The sequence below is a fragment of the Parasphingorhabdus sp. JC815 genome (assembly GCF_040717415.1).
Classification (GTDB): domain Bacteria; phylum Pseudomonadota; class Alphaproteobacteria; order Sphingomonadales; family Sphingomonadaceae; genus Parasphingorhabdus.
Genome location: NZ_JBFEFM010000005.1, coordinates 213,110 through 235,112 on the forward strand (window position 1 = coordinate 213,110; position 22,003 = coordinate 235,112).

At 53.2% G+C, this 22,003-nt stretch carries 24 protein-coding genes; 11 read left to right on the top strand and 13 right to left on the bottom strand.

Features of this window, described 5'->3' with window-relative positions:
• Position 1 precedes the first annotated feature (1 nt).
• The gene (locus AB1K62_RS12545) at positions 2-712 is read left to right on the top strand and encodes a hypothetical protein (protein ID WP_367003989.1); all 711 of its coding nucleotides are present in this window, start codon (positions 2-4) and stop codon (positions 710-712) included.
• A 1-nt stretch (position 713) separates the two neighbouring features.
• Here the strand turns inward: AB1K62_RS12545 and dapE are convergent, their stop codons facing one another.
• The 8 genes from dapE to AB1K62_RS12585 form a co-directional block, all read right to left on the bottom strand.
• A complete protein-coding gene (gene dapE / locus AB1K62_RS12550; protein WP_367003991.1) occupies positions 714-1,874 on the bottom strand; it encodes a succinyl-diaminopimelate desuccinylase in 1,161 nt (386 codons plus the stop codon).
• A 1-nt stretch (position 1,875) separates the two neighbouring features.
• A complete protein-coding gene (locus AB1K62_RS12555; RefSeq protein ID WP_367003993.1) occupies positions 1,876-2,541 on the bottom strand; it encodes a glutathione S-transferase family protein in 666 nt (221 codons plus the stop codon).
• Positions 2,542-2,654: 113 nt separating this feature from the next.
• Positions 2,655-3,287 (bottom strand): ribosome biogenesis GTP-binding protein YihA/YsxC, encoded by a 633-nt coding sequence (yihA, locus tag AB1K62_RS12560; protein WP_367003995.1) that lies wholly within the window; start codon positions 3,285-3,287, stop codon positions 2,655-2,657.
• A gap of 205 nt (positions 3,288-3,492) precedes the next feature.
• Entirely contained in the window at positions 3,493-5,361 is a 1,869-nt protein-coding gene (gene yidC / locus AB1K62_RS12565; RefSeq protein WP_367003996.1) for a membrane protein insertase YidC, read from the bottom strand.
• Positions 5,362-5,424: 63 nt separating this feature from the next.
• Positions 5,425-5,637 (bottom strand): membrane protein insertion efficiency factor YidD, encoded by a 213-nt coding sequence (yidD, locus tag AB1K62_RS12570; RefSeq protein WP_367003998.1) that lies wholly within the window; start codon positions 5,635-5,637, stop codon positions 5,425-5,427.
• 5 nt (positions 5,638-5,642) lie between these two features.
• Positions 5,643-6,053 carry a ribonuclease P protein component gene (rnpA, locus tag AB1K62_RS12575; RefSeq protein WP_367003999.1) on the bottom strand — a complete coding sequence of 137 codons (411 nt, stop codon included), beginning with the start codon at positions 6,051-6,053 and terminating at the stop codon, positions 5,643-5,645.
• 81 nt (positions 6,054-6,134) lie between these two features.
• Positions 6,135-6,269 carry a 50S ribosomal protein L34 gene (rpmH, locus tag AB1K62_RS12580; RefSeq protein ID WP_367004001.1) on the bottom strand — a complete coding sequence of 45 codons (135 nt, stop codon included), beginning with the start codon at positions 6,267-6,269 and terminating at the stop codon, positions 6,135-6,137.
• 127 nt (positions 6,270-6,396) lie between these two features.
• A complete protein-coding gene (locus AB1K62_RS12585; RefSeq protein WP_367004003.1) occupies positions 6,397-6,780 on the bottom strand; it encodes a PGPGW domain-containing protein in 384 nt (127 codons plus the stop codon).
• A gap of 237 nt (positions 6,781-7,017) precedes the next feature.
• Here AB1K62_RS12585 and AB1K62_RS12590 point away from each other — a divergent pair, with 237 nt between their 5' ends.
• Positions 7,018-8,526 (top strand): YifB family Mg chelatase-like AAA ATPase, encoded by a 1,509-nt coding sequence (locus AB1K62_RS12590; protein WP_367004005.1) that lies wholly within the window; start codon positions 7,018-7,020, stop codon positions 8,524-8,526.
• Between the two features lie 323 nt (positions 8,527-8,849).
• Here the strand turns inward: AB1K62_RS12590 and AB1K62_RS12595 are convergent, their stop codons facing one another.
• Positions 8,850-9,308, bottom strand: coding sequence for a polymer-forming cytoskeletal protein (locus AB1K62_RS12595; RefSeq protein ID WP_367004006.1), 459 nt, complete (start codon positions 9,306-9,308; stop codon positions 8,850-8,852).
• Positions 9,301-10,548: a M23 family metallopeptidase gene (locus AB1K62_RS12600; RefSeq protein ID WP_367004008.1), complete on the bottom strand. Its 1,248-nt coding sequence runs from the start codon at positions 10,546-10,548 to the stop codon at positions 9,301-9,303. The genes AB1K62_RS12595 and AB1K62_RS12600 overlap by 8 nt, the downstream gene beginning before the upstream one ends.
• Positions 10,549-10,802: 254 nt before the next feature.
• Here AB1K62_RS12600 and AB1K62_RS12605 point away from each other — a divergent pair, with 254 nt between their 5' ends.
• The 9 genes from AB1K62_RS12605 to AB1K62_RS12645 all read left to right on the top strand — a co-directional run bounded on the left by AB1K62_RS12605 (position 10,803) and on the right by AB1K62_RS12645 (position 18,020).
• The gene (locus AB1K62_RS12605; protein WP_367004010.1) at positions 10,803-12,056 is read left to right on the top strand and encodes a glutamate-5-semialdehyde dehydrogenase; all 1,254 of its coding nucleotides are present in this window, start codon (positions 10,803-10,805) and stop codon (positions 12,054-12,056) included.
• Between the two features lie 10 nt (positions 12,057-12,066).
• Complete coding sequence (locus tag AB1K62_RS12610) at positions 12,067-12,708, top strand: nicotinate-nucleotide adenylyltransferase (protein ID WP_367004012.1); 642 nt, start codon at positions 12,067-12,069, stop codon at positions 12,706-12,708.
• 95 nt (positions 12,709-12,803) lie between these two features.
• Positions 12,804-13,139 (top strand): ribosome silencing factor, encoded by a 336-nt coding sequence (gene rsfS, locus AB1K62_RS12615; protein ID WP_367004060.1) that lies wholly within the window; start codon positions 12,804-12,806, stop codon positions 13,137-13,139.
• Positions 13,140-13,158: 19 nt separating this feature from the next.
• Positions 13,159-13,581 (top strand): 23S rRNA (pseudouridine(1915)-N(3))-methyltransferase RlmH, encoded by a 423-nt coding sequence (locus tag AB1K62_RS12620; RefSeq protein ID WP_367004013.1) that lies wholly within the window; start codon positions 13,159-13,161, stop codon positions 13,579-13,581.
• Positions 13,582-13,584: 3 nt separating this feature from the next.
• Positions 13,585-14,781: a peptidoglycan DD-metalloendopeptidase family protein gene (locus AB1K62_RS12625; RefSeq protein ID WP_367004015.1), complete on the top strand. Its 1,197-nt coding sequence runs from the start codon at positions 13,585-13,587 to the stop codon at positions 14,779-14,781.
• Between the two features lie 109 nt (positions 14,782-14,890).
• Positions 14,891-16,267: a S41 family peptidase gene (locus AB1K62_RS12630; protein ID WP_367004016.1), complete on the top strand. Its 1,377-nt coding sequence runs from the start codon at positions 14,891-14,893 to the stop codon at positions 16,265-16,267.
• Between the two features lie 10 nt (positions 16,268-16,277).
• Complete coding sequence (locus tag AB1K62_RS12635; RefSeq protein WP_367004017.1) at positions 16,278-16,763, top strand: disulfide bond formation protein B; 486 nt, start codon at positions 16,278-16,280, stop codon at positions 16,761-16,763.
• Entirely contained in the window at positions 16,756-17,301 is a 546-nt protein-coding gene (locus AB1K62_RS12640) for a demethoxyubiquinone hydroxylase family protein (protein ID WP_367004019.1), read from the top strand. Before AB1K62_RS12635 ends, AB1K62_RS12640 begins: the two co-directional genes overlap by 8 nt.
• Before the next feature lie 44 nt (positions 17,302-17,345).
• Complete coding sequence (locus AB1K62_RS12645; protein ID WP_367004021.1) at positions 17,346-18,020, top strand: hypothetical protein; 675 nt, start codon at positions 17,346-17,348, stop codon at positions 18,018-18,020.
• A 24-nt stretch (positions 18,021-18,044) separates the two neighbouring features.
• Here AB1K62_RS12645 and AB1K62_RS12650 read toward each other — a convergent pair whose 3' ends face one another.
• The 3 genes from AB1K62_RS12650 to AB1K62_RS12660 form a co-directional block, all read right to left on the bottom strand.
• On the bottom strand, positions 18,045-19,814 hold the full coding sequence (locus AB1K62_RS12650; RefSeq protein ID WP_367004022.1) for a DUF885 domain-containing protein: 1,770 nt from the start codon (positions 19,812-19,814) through the stop codon (positions 18,045-18,047).
• 92 nt (positions 19,815-19,906) lie between these two features.
• On the bottom strand, positions 19,907-21,466 hold the full coding sequence (locus AB1K62_RS12655) for a PH domain-containing protein (protein ID WP_367004024.1): 1,560 nt from the start codon (positions 21,464-21,466) through the stop codon (positions 19,907-19,909).
• The gene (locus AB1K62_RS12660) at positions 21,463-21,993 is read right to left on the bottom strand and encodes a PH domain-containing protein (RefSeq protein ID WP_367004025.1); all 531 of its coding nucleotides are present in this window, start codon (positions 21,991-21,993) and stop codon (positions 21,463-21,465) included. Before AB1K62_RS12660 ends, AB1K62_RS12655 begins: the two co-directional genes overlap by 4 nt.
• Between the last annotated feature and the right edge of the window lie 10 nt (positions 21,994-22,003).

The following is a 22,003-nucleotide window of genomic DNA, read 5'->3' on the forward strand; positions in this document are numbered from 1 at the left end:
AATGATAGTTGATTTTGTCATCATGTCCGGCGTAGCCGGCCTAGCTGCTTTTAGCGGTTCTTTATTGGGCTGGCTTGATGAAACAAAAACAAACTGGTTTAGCGACAAAACCCGCCGGGCGATCATAGCATTTGGCGGCGGTGCTTTAATTGGCGCCGTGGGCCTTGTCCTTGTCCCGCACGGCATGGAAAGCCAGCCATTATGGCTGGCCTTGCTAACATTTCTGGCCGGCGGGATTGTGTTTTTATTGATTGACCGGACGCTGCAAAAACAAGGCACGCCGGTTAGCCAGCTTATCGCGCTTAATCTGGATTTCATTCCGGAAGCGCTGGTGTTGGGAGCAGTGATTTCCAGCGATTATAAAATGGCATTGTTTCTGGCTGTTATAATCAGTGCACAAAATCTGCCGGAGGGGTTTAATGCCTATCGCGAGATGCGCCGGTCGCATGACACATTTTTAAGCCACCATATTTTACAGATCATGGCGCTTGCCATTGTCATTGGTCCATTGGCTGCGCTGGCAGGATTTTCTTTATTCACCCTTGATAGCTTGTTTCTTGGTTCTGTTATGACCTTTTGTGCAGGCGGGATTTTATATCTTGTCTTTGAAGATGTAGCGCCGGAAGCCCATGAGCCGGGTGACTGGAATCCGGCTTTTGGCGCTGTCATCGGTTTTGCTGTGGCCCTGATCGGCTATGGCATGACAAGATGAATCACTTTAGCGCTTTAAGCAGCACTTTTTCATAAATCTCAGCAAGCTGCTCCAAATCTGCAATTGCCACGGCTTCATCGAGCTTGTGCATGGTTGCATTGCATAGACCAAATTCTACCACCGGCATGATTTTTGACAAAAATCGCGCATCGGATGTTCCGCCAGTGGTTGATAATTCCGGATCAACGCCCGTTACCTGTGTAATGGCTTCCGCGATCATGCCCGATAATTCTCCCGGCGGGGTAAGAAACGGCTCACCGGATATTACCGGATTAAGTTCTCCGCCGTTACGTTCAACAATTTCACGGACCATGTGGCTTAGACTGTCGCCGCTATGCTGGTCATTAAACCGTATAGAGAGTCGCCCCTCCGCCTTGGCCGGGATGACATTATGAGCCGGATTACCAACGTGAAGATCGGTAAACTCGATGTTGCTCGGCTGGAACCAGTCCGTGCCTTCATCCAGCTTGATCGCGTCAATTTCGCTTAAAATCTTGCCCAGTTTGGTGATCGGATTGTCGGCCAGATGGGGATAGGCGACATGCCCCTGTGTGCCATGGACGGTGATCCACATATTGACCGAACCGCGCCGTCCGATTTTCATCATGTCGCCCAGCCGGTGAACCGATGTCGGTTCGCCGACAAGACACAGGTCCGGAGTAATCCCGCGCTCTGCCATCAGGTCCATCAGTGCGACGGTGCCAAAGCGGGCTGGCCCTTCCTCATCGCCGGTAATAATCAGGCTGATCGTCCCCAAATCCTCAGGAACGCTGTGGAGTGTGCTGACAAATGCGGCGATGCTGCCTTTCATATCCACTGCCCCGCGTCCAAGCAGCAAATCGCCTTTTACCTCGGGAGTGAAAGGATCGCTGGCCCATCCTTCACCCGGCGGAACGACATCAAGATGTCCGGCAAAAGCAAAATGCCGTCCGACCGGCTTTCCATCTTCGTCCGTTTTGCCGTGACGAATTGCAAAAAGATTTTCGACCGCGCCGCCCAGTGCTTCATCTTCCGGCCTGTCACCGGCAATGAAACGCGTTACTTCAAAACCCAAAGGTTTCAACATTGCTTCCATCACATCGAAAACCTTGCCGGTTGCTGGCGTGATACTCGGGCAGGCGATCAGATCTTTGGCTAGTTCAAGGGCAGAAGTTTTGGTCATATTACTCACTAAAAGGTTGTTCCAGCCGCTCGATTACCCATGGTTCCTCTTCGGCAGATTCCATCCATTGGACCATCCAGTCATGACCCAGCATGGTTTCCATATAGGATGCAGCAAATCCGGGCATCTCCAGACCATAGGTCTGGAACCGGGAAATGACGGGGGCATACATGATATCGACAGCCCCGAATGTGCCAAACAGATACGGCCCACCGCGACCAAATCGCGCGCGCGCCTGTGCCCATAGCTGTAGGATACGAGCGGCATCCTGTAATGTTTCGGGAGGCAGTTGCAGACCTTTGTAGCGTTTGCGGGTGTTCATCGGACATTGTTTACGCAGCGCCATAAAGCCGCTGTGCATTTCAGCTGCCATTGACCGGGCCATGCCGCGTGCGGTTTCGTCCTTGGGCCAAAAACGGTCGCGATGGGTTTTGTCGGCTAGCCAGTCGATAATTGCCAGACTGTCCCAGATCACGCTTTCGCCATCCCACAATATGGGAACTTTACCACCGGAGGGCGCGATATTTTCTCTCGCGCGAATCTCGTCCCAGTCTTCTCCATAAAGCGGAACCGTAAGTTCATCAAACGACAGGCCGGATTGTTTGCAGGCAAGCCATCCGCGCATTGACCAGCTTGAATAGGCTTTGTTTCCGATTATCAGTTTCATGTTCAAACCTTCGGTTGTTTCGCCATCCCGCTAAAAGCTGTGCACGGAATAAACTGTGCTGCCGTGAGTTTCCAGCTTTTGCTGTAATGCCGGGAAAAGGCAAGAGAGCGAAGTTAAATCTGCACCGCATCCAGCACCGCAAGCCGCAGTTCATCAATCCCCTGTTTTTTCTCTGAGGATGTAATGATGAGTTCGGGGTGCGCCGCCGGGTGTTTTTTGGCAGCAGCGATGACTTTTTCCTTGGTGGTTTCCAGCTCGCTGCTTTTAACCTTGTCGGCCTTGGTCATGACAATATGATAGCTGACGGCGGCCTTGTCGAGCATCGTAAACACTTCTTCGTCGGTATCCTTGACCCCGTGGCGACTGTCGATCAAAACAAAAGTTCGCTTTAATACTTGCCGCCCTCTGAGGTAATCATTGACCAAATAGCGCCATTTCTTGACTGTTTTGGGCGGAGCTTTGGCAAAACCGTAACCGGGCATATCGCAGATCCGGAAAATTGGCGGGCCATTATCCAAATCACCGACGTCAAAAAAGTTAAGCTCCTGTGTGCGGCCCGGTGTGTTGGATGTCCGCGCTAAGCCATTGCGGCCTGTCAGGGCGTTGATAAGAGAGGATTTCCCTACATTTGACCGGCCGGCAAAGGCGATTTCGGGAACCGTAGGATCTGGCAGAAATTGAAGCTCCGGTGCCGATTTCAGAAAAGATATCGGGCCGGAAAATATTTTCGGGTGTAGTGGTTTCATAATATTCATCCGTATTTTCAGCAGCTAACGCAGTATCCACTCTGGTGAGCTAAACCGTTAGCCCTGAGCGTGCCAAGGGTCTTCCCCCGTTAGTGGTGAGCCTGTCGAACCACGTCTATCGAACGAGAAACGTCCTTCGACTAATTCAGGCGACAAGCTCAGGACTAACGGCAAGACCTGTCTGGCCGCGCTATTAATCCCGCCCCTAATTTGCTTCTGCCGATTTTTCTTCTTCGGCCTTTTTGGCTTTTTCCTCGGCATCCTTGGCAATTTGTTCTTTTAATTGTGGATGACGTGAATAGAGCCATTTTTGCTGGGCAATGGTCAGCACGTTGGACACGGTCCAGTAGAGCTGCAAACCAGCGGCAAATGGCGCCATAATGAACACCAATATCCACGGCATCAGACCAAAAATCTGTTGCTGCATCGGGTCCATTTGCTGCGGGTTGAGCTTGAACTGGAAATGCATGGTTATACCCATCAGGATCGGCAGGATACCGACGGCCAGAAAGCTGGGCGGATCAAACGGAATCAGGCCGAACAGATTAACCGGTGTCATCGGGTCGGGCGCGGACAAATCCTTGATCCACAGAGCGAATGGCTGATGCCGCATTTCGATCGAGAGCATCAACACTTTGTAGAGCGCGAAGAAAATCGGGATTTGCAGGAAAATCGGCAAACAACCGGCGAGTGGATTGACCTTCTCATCCTTATACAGCTTCATGATTTCCTGTTGCTGTTTTTGCTTGTCGTCTTTGTATTTCTCCTGAATCTTCTTCATCTTTGGCTGCACGGCGCGCATCTGTGCCATGGAGGCAAATTGCTTTTGTGCAATCGGGAACATGATCCCGCGCACGATGAAGGTCATCAATATGATCGCCACACCAAAATTGCCGACCAGCTGAAACAGCCAGTTGAGCAGATAGAACAGCGGCTTTTCAAACCAGTAGAACCAGCCCCAGTCGATGGCGCGGTCCAACAGGGTAATATTATATTGCTCTTTATACGTGTCGAGCAGTGCGGTTTCCTTGGCCCCGGCGAACAGGCGGGTGGTCGTCTTTAAAACTTTGCCGGGGGGGATGATCTGTGCATTGTCACGGGCAAATTCGGCCTGGAAAACATTGTTCGCGCCGCTGCGGAACTTGCCGGTCACATTGGGATTGTTCACCGGAATAATCGCACCAAGCCAATATTTGTCGCTGAAACCCAGCCAGCTTACATCGTTGCTAAAGCTGTTTGTTCCTGCTGTGGCTGTGGTTCCGAACATGCTGGTGAAGAAACCCGGTTCCTCGCCAGCCAGATTTTCATAATCGACATCATAATTGGCCGCGCCATCGAAAACACCCACAGGCCCGACGTGAATGGTCCAGCTACTCGCTTCGCCGGGCGGGACGTTCGCAAGGTCACGTGTGCGGTTGATCAGGCTATAGGGTTTTAGCGCAATGGCATTGTCGCCGCGATTGGTCACGCTTTGCTCGGCGGTGATAAGATAATCTTCGTCAATCGACAGCGTAATGGCAAAAGTCTGGCCGCTATCATTGCTCCAGCGTAATGTAACCGGACTGTCCGGTGTGAGCTTTTCCTTGTCTGCGGTCCAGAGGGTCTTGTCATCTGGCACATCCTCACCGGCCCAGCCAAAACGGCTGAAATAGGCGTTTTTTGTGCCTGATGGAGCGAGAAGCCGAACGGGCGGGCTGTCCTTGGCCAATTCCGTGCGGTGATCGGTCAAAGTCAGGTCGTCGAGCCGGGCACCCTGCAAGTTGATCGACCCTTTGACACGCGGCGTTTCAATCGGCAATCGCGGTGTTTCGGCCAGTACGACCGGGAGTTTGCGAACGGTGCCGGTGGCCGCATCCGTGCCAATCGCGGCGGAACCGTCTGCTGTAGATACAGTGGGGGCCATATCATCGGTCGGGGCATCACCCACCTGATCATTACCGGGGTTGTTGGCTTGCTCAACGGCTTCATTCTTGTTTGCCATGTCAGGAAAAAATGTTTCCATCAGAACCGGCCAGCCAAACAGGATGATGCCGGTCAGCAATACCGCCATGATAATATTACGCTTGTCGTCCACATTATTTCCTAAAATCTGGCTTAAAAATTGTTCCGCACCCGGCGGGGCGGGCGCTTGTGCCGTTCAGGGGACCGGGTCGTAACCGGAGCCCCCCCACGGGTGACAGCGCAATAGCCGTTTCGCGGCCAGCCAGCCACCCTTAATTGCACCATGTTTTTCTATTGCTTCGATCGCATAGGATGAACAGGTCGGGCTATACCGGCAGGTCGGCGGTAAAATACGCGACGGGCCACATTGCCAACAGCGCACAAAAAAGATGAACACCGCCTTCAACATAGGGCTTAAAGTTTTTTCGCAAGATGTTTCAATGCTTTCTCAAGATCAGCTTTCATCGCAGAAAAATCCCGTTCCTCGCCCTTTCCTGAACCTTTTTTCGGGCTCTCTTTGCGGCCTATCATGATATGGTCTACGCCGGAGATACCATATTGTGGGAGCATCTCGCAAAGCAGCGCGCGAAACCGGCGCTTCATCCGGTTGCGGGTAACGGCATTGCCAATTTTTTTGGTTACGGTGATGCCATAACGAATAGTGTCAGACGGAACAGGATGTTCCGCGCGGCGTTTATAGGCGAGCAGGACAAATCCCGGCGTAACAAAGCGCTTGCCCCGATTCGCCGCCAGAAAATCCGGCCGCTTGCGAATCACTTCAATGTTAGGAAACCGAATATCCTTCACGGAATGAGCATGGCTCACGCTCTCCGATGATTCGGATATTATGTCTGTTTTGGCTGTCACCGTTCACCCTTTGGTAGGCGGTGAACGCAGTGAATTGCTTTATGCAGAGAGCTTTTTGCGGCCACGAGCGCGGCGGGCCGCCAATACGTTGCGGCCTCCGACGGTTGCTTTGCGGGCGCGGAAACCATGGCGCCGTTTGCGGACCAGGCGGCTCGGTTGAAATGTGCGCTTCATCGCGTTTATCCTACGTCTGAAAAGTAAATTAAAAAAGCCGCTAAAAGCAGCGGCCATCTCGTTGTCGCTGCGGATAAGTGCGAAGCGGTGCAAAGTCAAGCATTAGAGCGCCGCGAACGCAAAAAATTCAGCTTTCCGACTTGGTTTTGACCTTGCCAAATATCGGCAGTTCAAAATCATCGGGCAGCTTTTTGTGCCGTTTGCGCCGCATGGCCCAGTCTGTCCACTTGCCATATTGCGGGAAACGCCGTTTGAAATCCACATAGCGCCGCTTTGCCCACCGGGAATTTTGCAGCACCAGCGCCAGACCGATCGGGAACAGGATGATAAAACCCGGTCCCGGTAAAGCGCCGATGATCGGAGAAATCAGCATCAGTGTAAAGCCGATTATCGAGAGCGCAAAGCGGGTTCCAGAGGTGTTTCGGGTCGCTTTTGCAGACCGCACGGTTTTCAGGGCCGCTGTTTTATGGCGACCTTTCTTGCCCTGTTTGTGATCCGAATCCGCTGTCATGCACTCTATGTGATGTTTCACAGCTTGCCCCGCAAGCCGGACTGTCGAAGAAAATGCGCGTCTGATCGCTTATTCTCCGCCTTATCGGGAATATAGTGAATATTAAGCGCAGCGATCAGGCCAGCGCCCGCAGTTTTGACGGTTCCGGACAAGCCTTTGTTCCCGCTCGACTTTTTTCCAACCCCTTGCCATGGACCAAGGGCTAACGGCTTTAGGCGGCTTTGGGGGCGGGGGAACATGGTAGCATTGGTTTCTACTGTTGCTTATCTCGGTCTGGAAGCTCGCGCGGTAGAGGTGCAATGTCAGGTCGCTTCGGGGCTACCCGCCTTTAATGTCGTCGGATTGCCGGATAAAGCCGTGGGCGAAAGCCGGGAGCGCGTGCGCGCTGCAATCGCGGCTCTTGGCCTGTCCTTGCCGCCCAAGCGGATTACCATCAACCTGTCACCGGCGGATTTGCCCAAAGAAGGGTCGCATTACGACCTTCCCATTGCGCTCGCGCTGCTCGGAGCGATGGGCGTTATAGATGCAGAAACATTGGCCAGCTATGTCGTCGTAGGGGAATTGTCTCTTGATGGACGGTTAGCCGCAACGCCGGGCGTGTTGCTCGCTGCCCTCCACGCATCGGGAGAGGGATTGGGGCTGATTTGTCCGGCGTTACAAGGACGCGAAGCGGCATGGGCCGGTACTATCGAAATATTGGCACCGCATGATTTGCTGACGTTGCTCAACCATTTCAAAGGACAGTCGATACTAACCCCGCCAGACAGCGGCGAAGCCCCTGCGCCGGTTTATGGACCCAATTTAAAGGATGTAAAAGGGCAGGAGACAGCCAAGCGCGCATTGGAAATTGCAGCGGCAGGTGGGCATAATCTGTTGATGAACGGCCCGCCGGGATCGGGAAAATCGCTGCTCGCGTCTTGTTTGCCGGGCATTTTACCGCCGTTATCCCCTTCAGACGCTTTGGAAGTATCCATGGTCGCCAGTGTTGCTGGAACATTGGAGGGCGGACAGATGAGCAGGACCCGCCCCTTTCGCGCGCCGCACCACAGCGCGTCCATGGCTGCGCTGGTTGGTGGCGGTCTGAAAGTGCGGCCCGGTGAGGTCAGTCTGGCTCATCTGGGCGTGTTGTTTCTTGATGAATTGCCGGAGTTTCAGCGCGCGGTGCTGGATTCGCTGCGTCAACCGCTGGAAACCGGGGAAGTCAGCGTGGCAAGGGCCAATGCCCATGTTGTTTTTCCGGCGCGTGTCCAGATGGTGGCTGCAATGAATCCTTGCCGCTGCGGGCATTTGGGTGATGCGGCGCTGGCCTGTGCGCGCGCGCCTAAATGCGCTGCCGATTATCAGGCGAAAGTATCGGGACCACTGCTTGACCGGATTGATTTGCATATCGAGGTAGACGCTTTGTCCGCTACCGATCTGACGATGCCGCCGCCCGCCGAAGGTTCTGATATTGTCGCCGCGCGGGTGGCCAAGGCACGCAATCTGCAAACGAACCGCTATGCCGACCTGAAAGCCCGCACCAATTCAGAGATAGACGGGGATGCACTGGAAGAATTTGCGATGCCAGATGTAGAGGGGCGGCAATTATTGGCACAGGCCGCCGACACAATGCGCCTGTCTGCGCGCGGCTATACACGGGTGTTGCGAGTCGCGCGGACGATTGCCGATCTGGCAGATGTGGCGCAGATCAGCCGCAACCATGTGGCTGAGGCCCTTAGTTACCGCCGGCAAGCACCGCGCAATTAACTGTAAGGCCGGAACGCTTTCCTACATGCTTCCGGCTATGATATAAAAAAACCGCTCTTTCTCATTTTTGAATATTGCTCCGGCTGTCGCAGCCCCCATTGTCGCACGCTCATAGTTGCGGTATTTATTTGCGCCACCGTTCGGGAAAACTCCGAAAAAACAATGTGTGATTTGTGTGAACTTTGGCGGAGGAAATAGCTTCCCGGGTGTGAACTTAAGCGATCGACGGGAATGGGATTACGCACGAAAATGCCGCGACCGGACCACAGAAATGGCGGTTGCTATGCCAAACATAGCCTGAATGTTCACAGCTTGTAAAAGCGTTATGCAGCCCTGCCGTCCGGGGACAGTTCCAGAGACAGCGAATCTTTCGTCATATCGGCAGCTGGTTTTGCCTGTGCCTGTGTCTGTGCTTTGGCCTGCGTTTGGGCCGGTTTAGCTGATCTGCTGCTTTTATGCTTGAAGCTGCCGTCCACATGGGCGCCCTGTTCAATGGTGACATTTTCATAAGATACATCACCGCCGATCCGCGCGCTGGAACTGATGACCAGATCGCCCGCTTCAATGGAGCCTTCAACCGAGCCGGACAAGCTGGCTCTGTCGGCAACAATCGCGCCTTGGATTTTGCTGGATGGGCCTTGAACCAGTGAAAGACATTTGATGTCGCCAATCACTTCGCCATCAAGGTGCAAATCAACTGTCGCGTCGATATTGCCTGTGATGACGATGCCGTCACCGATAACGGAGAAACTTGATCCATTGGTTGCGTTGTTTCTAGCCACGACGGGTTCCTGTCTTTTTGGTGGCGGGCTTTTTTGCGGCGTGTTTTGGGGCGTCGGCTCGCTGTCTTGCGATGGCTTGAACTTTGAGAACATCTGTATTCTCCTTTAAAAATGGTCGGGGGTTGATCGCGCCGCCGTTTAGCCGCACTTCAAAATGTAGGTGCGTGCCGGTTGAACGGCCAGTGCTACCCATTGCACCCACTTGTATGCCCCGTTTGACCTTTTGGCCAGTCTTGACTTCTATTTTGGAAAGATGTGCATAGCGTGTCATCAGACCATTTCCATGGGTGATTTCTACGGTCTTGCCATAGCCTGATCGCCACCCGGCATGGGTAATGACACCCCGTGCAGCAGCCAAAATAGGCTGGCCACGCGATCCTTTGAAATCAATACCGTTATGCATGGCGCCGCCGCCGTTGAACGGGTCACTGCGATAGCCGAAGCCGCTTGATATTTTGCTGATCCCGGTGGGCATAGCGGACGGGATAGTCAGCAAGGTGCGCTCTATCTTGTCCATACGCAGCAATGCGCTGTTCAGTCGCTGTAATGCGGGATGCAGTTTTTTGTCATCTTCGGAAAATAGCGGAATAAACGGTCCGCCTACGCCCTCAAGCGAAGCCGGAGATGTAATGAAAGTAGCGGGGTTAAATCCGAATTTGCGAATGGCTGCTTCAGCGCGTGCAGTGCGTGCCAATGCAACATCTGTCAGCCGTTGTGCAAAAGCAATCTGGCGGGCTTCGAGCCGGGCTAATAAAGCCGCTTCGGGAAAGGCGGCGCTGATATTTTTGCTATTGTCCGGTTTTTCTTTCCCCGGCTTTGCAAGAGGGCCGGATAGTGAAACAGCAGGATCACCTGTTTTTTTATCCGAGACAATATTTTCACCAATAAACTGTTGGGTGATCTGCTCCATTGCATCCTGACGCCGGACCAGATCCTTGGCGATACTGTCAATAGAGGCTTTATACTCGGCAACCTGACTCTGGTCGCTGTTTACTGCGGCTTCCTTTTGCGCCAGCGCCATCCGTTCACCGGTGATGGTCAGCTGGCTAACGGTCATAGCCAATGTGACCACCAACCAGAGGCCGATCACGGCACCGATGGTGATGGCGATCCGTTTTTGCAATTGTGCGCTGATAGTCAGGAACCGGACCTGACCATTGGCGCGCATGAAAAACTCGCGGTCCGTGAACATATTGTTCACACGAGCCAACAGCCCGCCCTTCATTTTGTGATTGTGCATTCCCGAATACTCTGACTAATCCCCGATCAGTCGGTTAGCAGAGGTGAGTGAATGGAGCGAATCATCATGCTTCGACTCGTGACGAATCGAAGCAGAGATAAGATGAGTTGCGGAACCAAAGCAGAATTAATGCATTGTAATGCGATTTTTCGAGTCGTTTGTGCGATTTGTCACTATAGCGATGATTGGTTTTATATATAGATCCCAAGACTTTTTTGCTTATCGCAAGCCAATAGCCATGCTAGCAGGCTGTCATGACTGAACAGCAAAAACTTATGACCGAGATGGGCCAGAGCGCCCGCGCCGCTTTTGCGGCTTTATCAACCGTAACCGACGAACAGAAGGCTCGCGCGCTTAAAGGGGCGGCGGCACAATTGCGTGCCGATCAATCCTCGATCCTTGCCGCCAATGCGAAGGATATGGACAATGGACGCGCCAACGGGCTGAGCGATGCCATGCTTGATCGCCTGATGATTGACGCAGAGCGGCTGGAAGCGATCGCATCGGCTGTGGAGCAGGTAGCGGCCTTGCCGGACCCGGTAGGCGCTGTCCTCGACCGGAATGAGCGGCCCAATGGTCTGGTTCTGGAACGGGTAAGGGTGCCGCTTGGCGTCATCGGCATAATTTATGAGAGCCGACCCAATGTGACGGCTGATGCTGCGGCTTTGGGACTGCGGTCGGGTAATGCCGTCATCCTGCGCGGGGGTTCAGAGGCGATTGAAAGCAACCGGGCTGTCCATAAAGCGATGGTTGCCGGAGTTGTAGCAGAGGGGCTGCCAGCCGATGCTATCCAATTGGTCCAAACGACTGACCGCGCTGCTGTCGGAGCGATGCTTAAAGCGGCTGGCCTGATCGACATAATTATTCCGCGGGGCGGCAAATCGCTGGTCGCGCGAGTGCAGGAAGAAGCACGCGTGCCTGTGCTCGCCCATCTTGATGGTATCAACCATACATATATTGATAAAGCGGCGGATCAGGACAAGGCCATTGCCATTGCGGTCAATGCCAAGATGCGGCGCACCGGCGTTTGCGGCGCAATGGAAACATTGCTGATTGATCAGGATTATCCCGCACCCGGCCCGTTATTACGCGCTTTGCTTGATGCCGGATGCGAAGTGCGTGGCGATGATGCTGTCATGGAACTCGATTCGCGCACTGTGTCAGCGCAGGAAGAAGATTGGGATACCGAATATCTTGCCCCGATTGTTTCCGTGCGAATGGTGGGCGGTGTGGATGAAGCATTGGCGCATATCACGGGCCACAGCTCCCATCATACCGATGTCGTGGTGACGGAAGATGAAGCGGTAGCCAACCGGTTTATTCAGCGTACCGATAGCGCGATTGTGATGTGGAACGCTTCCAGCCAATTTGCCGATGGCGGAGAATTTGGCCTTGGCGCAGAGATTGGTATTTCTACCGGACGTCTGCATGCCCGCGGGCCGGTCGCTCTGGAAGGGCTAACCACCTATAAATGGGTGGTGCGCGGCACCGGACAGGTCCGGCCTTGAGTTTCATCAGGTGAAAACGACAGGCCTTCTTGGCGGGTCGTTTAATCCTGCGCATGGTGCCCATCGGTCGATCAGCCTGTTCGCCATGAAAGAACTGGCGCTGGATGAACTATGGTGGCTGGTATCGCCGGGTAATCCTTTAAAAGCGCAGGACAAGGATATGGCACCGCTCCCGGCGCGATTGGCATCGGCCCGGGAAATGGCGCGGCGCAGTGCGATTCGTCCTACTGCGATAGAGCAGACATTAGGCACCCGTTATACTTATGACACATTGCTTGCGCTGGTCCGGCGCTACCCAAAGCGGCAATTTATGTGGATCATGGGAGCGGACAATCTGGCGCAATTTCATCTTTGGAGAGACTGGCGTAAAATTGCCCGCCTATTGCCGATTGCAGTTATTGCGCGTCCCGGCTATGATGACGATGCTTTTGCGGCGCCCGCAATGGCATGGCTCCGGCGCTCTGTCCGGCCTGCGAGCCAGCGGATGAACTGGACTAACTGGAGTACGCCAGCGCTGACATTCTTGCGCTATCGTCCCGATCCCCGCTCTGCCACCGCGATTCGGATGGCCCGGCCCCATTGGCATAAACAATATGCAGATCACTGTGTTCGCGATACAGTGACGCATAAATTGGTTTGCCAGACAGATTGATAGGATTTGAATTGACGAAACCGAAAAGCAAAGTGCTAAAATCCGCGACTTCCGAGGAAGGAAAAGCTGAATCTGATGCTCTTTATGCTCTCGTGATGAAATCGCTCGACGACAATCAAGCACAGGATATTGTTTCCATACCGCTCGAAGGTAAAAGCAATATTGCCGACCATATGATTATCGCCGAAGGACGTTCGACGCGGCAGGTTGCATCCATGGCACAAAAACTTGCAGAACATATCAAGCAAGCAGGTGGAGAAGCCCGAATCGAAGGGCTTGCCAATGCAGATTGGGTGTTGATCGACGCCGGTGATGTGATTGTTCATATTTTTCGCCCTGAAGTGCGCAGCTTTTACAATCTGGAGCGCATGTGGGCGGTTGGTGAAGACGGCGAAGAAGACTCGTCCGAAGCACAAGCGGCTGAAGCCTGATCCGGCGGCTTCATTGGTCATGAAGCTGCATATCGTTGCTCGCGGAAAAATTGGCCGCAGTCCGGAACAGGAGCTGGTTGACCGTTATGTCAAACGGATCAACTGGGACATCAAGCTAAGCGAACTTCCGGAACAGGGTGGAAAAACTCCGAAAATTGATGGTCTGACGAAGGTCATCGCGCTTGATGAAACCGGCGAAAACTGGACCAGCAAAGCATTTGCCAACATTTTGAGTGGCTGGCGCGACAATGGTGTCCGGGAAGCACGGTTCTTGATCGGCGCCGCCGATGGCTTGACCAGTGAGGAGCGCAGCAGTGCCGATCATTATCTATCCTTCGGTAAGGCTACCTGGCCGCATCTAATGGCCAGAGCCATGCTGGCCGAGCAATTGTTCCGGGCTACCACGATCATCGCAGGGCACCCGTATCACCGTGAGGGATAGGGGATGATACGCGGGCTTCTTGTTCTGACCTGTCTGGCTGCAATAGGTGCTGTTAGTGCGGTGGCTTTATCTGCACAAACCCCCGGCGGTTCCTTAAGCAAGGAACAGAGCGCGTTATTATCCGCACGCGAACAATCGGAACTGGCGCAGCAGCGCAGCAATGCTTTGAGACGTCAGGCGCAGGCCGCCACTAATGATAAGGATAAATCCCGTCTGGAAGCAGCAGCAATGGCAGCGCGGATAGAAGCGGCAGAGGCAGATATCCGGGCCGCACAATCGCGCATTGCGATAGTTATGGGGCTGCAAGAGCAACAGCGCGCCCGGCTGGCCCGAAAACAAGGACCAGTGGTGCGTTTGACTGCGGCATTACAGATGATGACCCGCAAACCCACAGCGCTGGCTTTGGTTGAGCCGCGGTCGCTGGATGAGCTTATCTATATTCGTTCGATTATGGCCACGGTAATCCCCGAAATCGAACGACGCACTGCCAGCTTGCGTAACGAAGTCCGGCAAGGGGAGAAGTTGCGTATGCAGTCGGCGAAGGCGATGGTGTCGCTTGACGAAAGCCAAAGGCGTCTGACGCAGCGACGCAACCAATTGGCCCATCTGAAAGCGGGTGGACAGATTGACTTGCCGCAATTTTACGCTGGTGTAGGACAAGACCACGCTTTGGCACTGGGCGAAGAAGCCCGGGATATGCTTGATTTGATGGGCCAGATTCGCGAAAGCGGCGCAGTGCGCGAATCGCTGGCTAAGCTTGACGGGCCTATGTTGAATCCCAAACATGATGGTGCGTTGCCGATACGGTCCGGACCCAAGCATAAAAGCAGCACCCATGCTTACCGCCTGCCTGTAGCCGGTGATATTGTCACTGGTCTGGGTGAAATATCGGATAGCGGTTATCGCTCTCGCGGGTTGACGATAGCTGCCGGGCCCAATGTGCCCCTTGTTGCTCCAGCGGCAGGTCGCATCGCCTTTGCCGGTAGCTATGGCAGCTATAACAATATTCTGATTATCGAGCATGACGGCGGCTGGACCAGCCTGATTACCAATTTAGCTGTTATCGACGTAGCGGTCGGTGACAAAGTGGAGCAGGGCGATACGCTTGGCCATACTGGCCGTGCTAATTCCAGCATCACTCTGGAACTACGCCGCCATGGTCGTCCGATTGATATTGCTGCGCTTGTGGGTTGGGGATGACGAAGGGGCCGGCTTTTGCCGGTATCTATCATCGTTCGTTAAGGTGGTTGGCATTATTCCGATTTAAGGTTTATATTCATAAGCCACAGATGTTCACAGGATGCCGATTATGAAAAAGCCATTTTTGCAAGCTACCGCTCTGGTGTTGTCCGTGGCGCTCTTGCCTGCGACGACATCTGCTATTTCGGCTGTTGATGCCAGCACCTATCGCGAGATGGAACAATTTATGAGCGTGTTTGACCGGGTCCGGTCGGATTATGTTGATAAGGTGGATGATGCGGATCTGATCAAGGGCGCGATTAACGGCATGCTGGCCAGTCTTGATCCGCATAGCAGCTTTCTGGATGCGCGCGATTTTGAAAATCTGCGGACCCAGACAGACGGTAATTACGGCGGCCTTGGCTTGTCTGTGACGATGGAAGATGGTGCGGTGAAAGTGATTGCACCGTTTAAAGACACGCCTGCAGATAAAGCAGGGGTGAAGGCTGGTGACTATATTACCCATATTAATGGTAAGCTCATTTATGGCGGTTCGCTGGATGAAGCGGTTGAGGAAATGCGCGGCAAGCCCGGCTCCCCAATCAGCATAACCCTCGTCCGGCCAGGTCGGGACAAACCGTTTGATGTGTCGATGAACCGGGCGATCATTGATCTGAAACCCGTCACCTGGGAAGTTAAAAATAAAGTTGGCGTGATCAGCATCAACAGTTTTTCCAGCGATACCGGAGCTGATGTTGCCGCCGCCATTACCGGCATTGATAAGGCGCTGGGCCGCAAACCATTGGGTTATATACTTGATATGCGCTCCAATCCGGGCGGGTTGCTTGATGAAGCGGTGAATGTTTCGGATGTCTTCCTGTCTCACGGTGAAATCGTGTCACAGCGCGGTCGTGGCAAATCCGATATCGAACGCTATTTTGCTACCAAGGGCGATGCGGCAAATGGTTTGCCGGTCATAGTCCTGATCGATGCGGGCTCCGCTTCAGCTTCGGAAATTGTTGCCGGTGCGTTACAGGACCATCATCGCGGACTGGTGATGGGCGAGCGCAGCTTTGGTAAAGGGTCAGTGCAGACTCTGTTGCCTTTATCCGATAGCTCTGCTTTGCGGCTAACCACGGCGCGCTATTATACGCCGTCGGGAAAATCGGTTCAGGAAGGTGGTATTGAACCGGATATCCGGGTGCCTCAGCTATCCGACCCCGATTATAAAACCCGTCCACGTTTCCGCGAGTCGGATTTGCGTAAGCATCTTATCAATGAACTTGGTCTGGAAGACGAGGTACTGGAAGAAGACAGCAAGGACGATCCGCGTTTTCAGGCCAGCGCCGAAGAATTGAAAGAACAGGGTATCGAGGATTTCCAATTGCATTATGCCCTGCAAACCCTTGGCCGTTTAGGACCGGAAGGGTTGAAGCTTGCGATGAACAAGGCGGCTAAAAAAGTGCAAGTGAAGAAACCAGCGCAACCGGCAAGCGTGAAAAAATAGGAAGCCGGATATGGCTCTTTCTTACGCGGCGCTAAGATTGTCTCTCGCTATTCCTGCGGCATTGATTGGCGGAGCTTTGATAAGCCAATATATTTTTGGCCTTTATCCGTGTGAAATGTGCATGTGGCAGCGCTGGCCGCATTTCGCAGCCATATTTTTTGCGCTGGCCGCGAGCGCCCTATACCAGCGACCATTGGCAAAATATCTGGTAATTGCTGCGGCATTGGCGATCCTGATCAGCGGGTTGATCGGTGGTTTCCACGCCGGAGTTGAATATGGCTGGTGGGAAGGGCTGACGTCTTGTGCGACCAATATTACGGCTGGCGACGATATGCTCGGTTCGATTATGAACGCTCCGCTGGTCCGATGTGATGTTGCGCCATGGTCGCTTTTTGGCATTTCATTGGCCGGGTTTAATTTCCTCTTGTCTGTTGGCGGCGCAATGATCATCTTGGGATTGTTGGCATTGAGCCAAAAGGATGTGGATAATGTCTGAAAACTCACCAATTTTAGGAAAAGTAAAGCCGGATATTGCGTCAATGATCCGGGTAAATCAGGCCGGTGAATATGGCGCAGCGCAAATTTATAAAGGGCAGCTGGCCGTAATGGGTGATGACGCGCCCGATAGCAGCGCGATCCATCATATGGCTGAGCAGGAACAACGGCATCTGGATGCGTTTGACCAGATGATAATAGAGCGCAATGTTCGGCCAACGATGCTGCAACCCTTCTGGAAAGTGGCGGGCTATGCACTGGGCGCGGGAACAGCGATTATGGGACCACGCGCCGCCATGGCCTGCACGGCGGCGGTCGAAACGGAGATTGATCTGCACTATCAGGAGCAGATGGAGCAGCTTGCAACCGAAAATGATCCTGAATTGCTTGGCAAGATTGCAGAGTTTCGGGAAGAGGAATTGGAGCACAAGCAGGCCGCGATTGATGCGGGAGCCGAAGAAACACCCGGATATCCGCTTTTAAGTGCAGTCATCCGTTTGGGATGCAAGGTTGCAATAGGGCTATCAAAACGGATTTAAAGACTTCAGCGCCGGTTCATTCCGGTGATGGCAAAGGATAATATATGAAAAAGACCGCACTTCTTTCAGCGAGCCTGCTCTTCGCGGGTAGCCTGTTGACCAGCCCCGTATCTGCTCAGGATCAGGCCGGTGACAGGATAAATCAACTGGTCGTCTATGGCGATGACCCCTGCCCGCAAAGCAGCGAGGGAGAAATTGTCGTCTGCGCGCGTAAGGATGAATCAGAACGTTACCGGATTCCTGAAACGCTGCGCGGCGGGGACCCCAGCGATGCCAAGAACCAGGCATGGTCAGAACGGGTCCGGTCCTATGAATATGTTGGCAAAAACGGCACGCAAAGCTGTTCACCCGTGGGTGCTGGCGGCTTTACCGGCTGTACGCAGCGCTTATTGACTCAGGCCTATGCCGAAAGAGGGCAGGATGACACGGTCAATTGGGGCAAGTTAATCGAGGAAGAACGGCAAAAACGCCTCTCCCGGATAGACGAAGAAGCCGAAGCTGTAGAAGAACGGCTGCGTGAGATAGAAGCCCAGCGGGAAGAGCGGGAAGCTAAAGCGGCTGAAGCTCGCGCGCGGCTGGAAGCCCGGGATGCTGAGGCTTTAGAAGCGCAAACTGCGGAGGAGCGTCGCAACAATGCTTTGGCTGTCCCGCCCGGCGCTGATGAACGCGCTCCTGAATCAGAGCGATCATCTGCGCCAGAGGACAATGAGGGTAAATGATGCATTGCGCCGAGAGCGGCGGACTTATTTCTTCCCTTCGATCCAGCGGTTGACCTGCGCTTCAAGCATATCCAGCGGGACAGCACCTTGACCCAGTACGACATCATGGAATTCGCGCAGGTCAAATTTTGCGCCCAGAGCGTTAGCCGCCTTACCGCGTAGTTCGCGGATTTTCAGCTCACCCATTTTATAGGCCAGTGCCTGTCCGGGCCAGCTTATATAGCGGTTCACTTCCGCCTCGATATTGGCTTCGCTCAATGCCGTGTTATCGGTCATGAAATCAATCGCGCGCTGTTTGCTCCACCCTTTTGAATGGATGCCGGTATCGACCACCAGTCGCGTCGCACGCCACATTTCATAAGACAGGCGGCCCATATCCTTTGCTGGCGTATCATAAAGCCCCATTTCAATGCCTAGCCGTTCGGAATATAGACCCCAACCTTCGACAAAGGCGGTAAAAAACGCGCCATATTTCCGAAAGTCCGGCATATCCAGTTCCTGTTGCAGAGCAATTTGCTGGTGATGGCCAGGCACCGCTTCATGAACGCTCAGCGCGGGAATTTCCCAGAAAGGCCGCTGGTCCAGCTTTGACGTGTTGACATAATAGAAGCCGGCTATCCCGACATCGGGTGAGCCGGGGTTATAATAAGCTGTCGTCGTGCCCTCTGCTGTTTCAGCCGGAATCTCTTTGATGCCATAAGGGAGACGAGCAAGTTTTCCGATAACCGAAGGCATTTTGCCATCAATGATCTTGGTTACACGCGCCACCTTTTCCATCAGTTCTTCGGGCGTTTTTGCGTAATATTTCGGATTGGTGCGTAACTCCTGGATGAAGGCTTCACGCGTGTCAAATCCGGCTTTTTTCGCAACCTCCACCATTTCGGCGCGAATCCGCGCGACTTCGGACAGACCGATATTGTGAATCTCGTCCGCTGTCTTGTCGGTGGTGGTCATCTGACGAACGCGAAATTCGTAATATTCCTTACCGCCGGGCTGTGCAGAGACACCCGGTTCCTTGGCACAACTGGGTGCATATTTGCTATTATACCAGTCAAGATGCTGCTTGAGCGCGGGATTAATCACCGTGCTTATGGCTTCGCTGGCGCTGGCTGCCAGTGCATCAAAAGTTTTTTTATCAATAGCTTCGGGTTTGGGGCGGGTGAAAGGCTCAAAAAAGCGCGTTTCCTTAGGGTCTTCCTTTATTAGCCCCGAGATGCTTTTGTCATATCCGACCATAGACACACAGGGTTGGACATAGCCGCCTTTCAGCGCCTGATTGGCGACCGCAATGGATTGCTGGTTTATGGTGCCATATTTTTTCAGGCGATTTACATAGGTTTGATAATCTTCGGCTGTGCGAAAGGGCATATTGTTCTGCATGTTGGCAAAACTTTGGTGCCAGCCGCCGCGGTTAGTAAAATTTATTGTCCGCTGGCCATAGCTGTTCGCCTCTATTTGCTCGGCAAGGCTGCGACGCAGGATTCCGTAATTGGTTTTGTCCTCTTCCGACAGGCTGCTTTGATCGATCTTATCAAGCTGTTCCAGCCATATTTTGGCTTTAGCGACTCGCTTGTCTTCAGCTTCCAGACTGCGATCACTGACTCGACCGGCGGGATCCTCGACGCCTAGCGATGATGCAAATTCCGGATTCTGGTCCAATACATAAGTCCAATAGGCATCAATAATCTGATGCAATTGCGGTGACTTATTCTGGTTTCCATCCCCCGCATGGGCTGGCGTGCCAATGGCCAAGGCAGTGAGTGAAACCAATGTTAGAAAATGTCTCCGGCGCATCTTGTTCTCCTGCAATAATATCAGTTGCAAACGATATTATTCAGCCGCTCAAGTCAAGTGGGATGATTGCCGGGATGAATGGGTAAAATATTTCAGATCAATTTTTCCCTTAAGGAACTGGCTAAGGAAACAGGGATATCTTTGATTTGTAGCGGTGCGACCGTTGATCCGCCTGCAATCCCGATGGTCAAGGATGACAAATCAAGAGGATGGTCGAGGGGTGACTGGGCAATATCGACTGTTTGAACCTTGTGTAGCGGTAATATTGTAAGTTTCCGGCGCCACCAGCCACGGCGCACGAATAGATGGGTTTCAGTCAGCGCATATTGGTGATGACACCAATTCAGATATTTCACGATCACGACCGGTATAGCCAATATGATCAGCGCAAAAGCAGCCGAGTGGAGTAAAAGACCATGGCCAACGCTAATTGACAATATCACAGCAGTCCAGAGGAGCGTATCGCGCCACCATAAGGCAGAATGAACATGATGAAACTCTAGCTCATCGGAAAGGCTGGCAATGTCCGTTTCTGCCAGTATTGCGTCGATCTCTTTCATATTGGCACAGGGGGCGACGCTATGGTCACGCTCTCCGCTGCCATCGCTCGCAAGGGACTGAAACTGTAAATGATGCCAGCCAAAATGGCTGCGGATTGGTCCGGTCTTGATTATCGCAGCCTGAACCCGGTGGATTGGCATGACCATATCGGTCAACGTAAACAGGCCGCGCCGCCGCCGGAATCCGGGTCTGCCGGTATCAACCCGGTCAAGGCGAAAGCCGTATTCCCTGATGAAAGTGCGAATGATACCGCCCAACAGCCCGACCGCTACGAGCATAAACAGCGCCCCAATGGCCCAGATAAAGCGCGCTGACATACTGAGCGCATTGATTATTATCTGTTCATCAAATTCACTGGCCCAATATTTGAGACTGAATATCTCTTCGGGCAGCAGGAAATCAAGATTTTGCACAACCGCAGCCATTATCGCGAGCAGAATAAAAGAAAAATTGAACAGGCTTGCGATAAATATTCGCCGGTTATCCATAGCAAAAAGTGGTTTGCGCTCTTGTTTTTCTGGAAGACCGGTCGCGCCGTCTGTAGCATCTGCGTCGGCGGTAATTCGGGATTTATAGTCGTGCAACCTGTCGCGCAGCGCGCTGGCGTCTGCCAGTAAGAGCGCATCAAGTTTGCCGTCCTCTCCAACGGATGCCCCGGTTTCCAGCTTTACCGTAGCCAATCCCAAAAGGCGGCTGACCAGCTTTTGTTCCAGGCTGACATCTTGAATCCGGTCATAGGGTATCGACCGGCTATTACGGCGGAGCAGACCACTTTTGATGCGGATTTCCCGTCTTCCGACCTGATAGGTAAATCGCCACCAGAACAGCGTCATAACCGTGATAATGAAGGTTGAGAGAGCCAAAGCTACCAGTCCGGTATAGACAATATTCCGGTCAAAAACGCTGAAATATAATATAACAATAGCGATCAGGTTCTGACCAATTGCCGCAGCAGATTTCAAAATGATACTTAGCGGGTGAAGATGGCGGAAGCCGGTATCATGAGATGATAGACGGGAGGCCGCGGGATCAGAATCTACGTCTGATTGCGTGACAGGATGTACCGTTGTTTCCGGAAGGCCATCGGTCATATCATGTCTTGACGGATGTGATCCTTGATCGTGTCGCGCATGGATTCCGCATCCTGGGGGGCAAGGCCGGGAAGAGCAACGATACTGTTATGCGTGCCCGCCGTATGGACGATCAGGGTCGAGAGTCCGAACATCCGTTGCATCGGCCCCTGTGCGACATCAATATGTTGAATACGGTTAAACGGAACAATTGTATCCGTCCTCCAAAGATAGCCGCGCAATATACGGAGCTGTTCATCTCCCATATCATAGCCCCATCGGCGATAGATACGGCCCGGTAAAACCGTGAAAATAATAACCGCAAATACGGCCATTGGCCCGGTGATAGCTCCGATGGCGAGAGGCAGTTCACCGCGAATGAAGCTTTCCGCGATCATCGCCGCAATCACTAAAATGACGGCTATGATTCCATTATTTAGCCGAATGAGCGATTTGTGCGGCGGATTTAGCGGGGTCAGGCCCTGATTATAGGTGCGCGCGCTGTCTTTTTCCATCTGTTTCAGGGGGTCGATGGTCATATCGGTCATTATGATAATA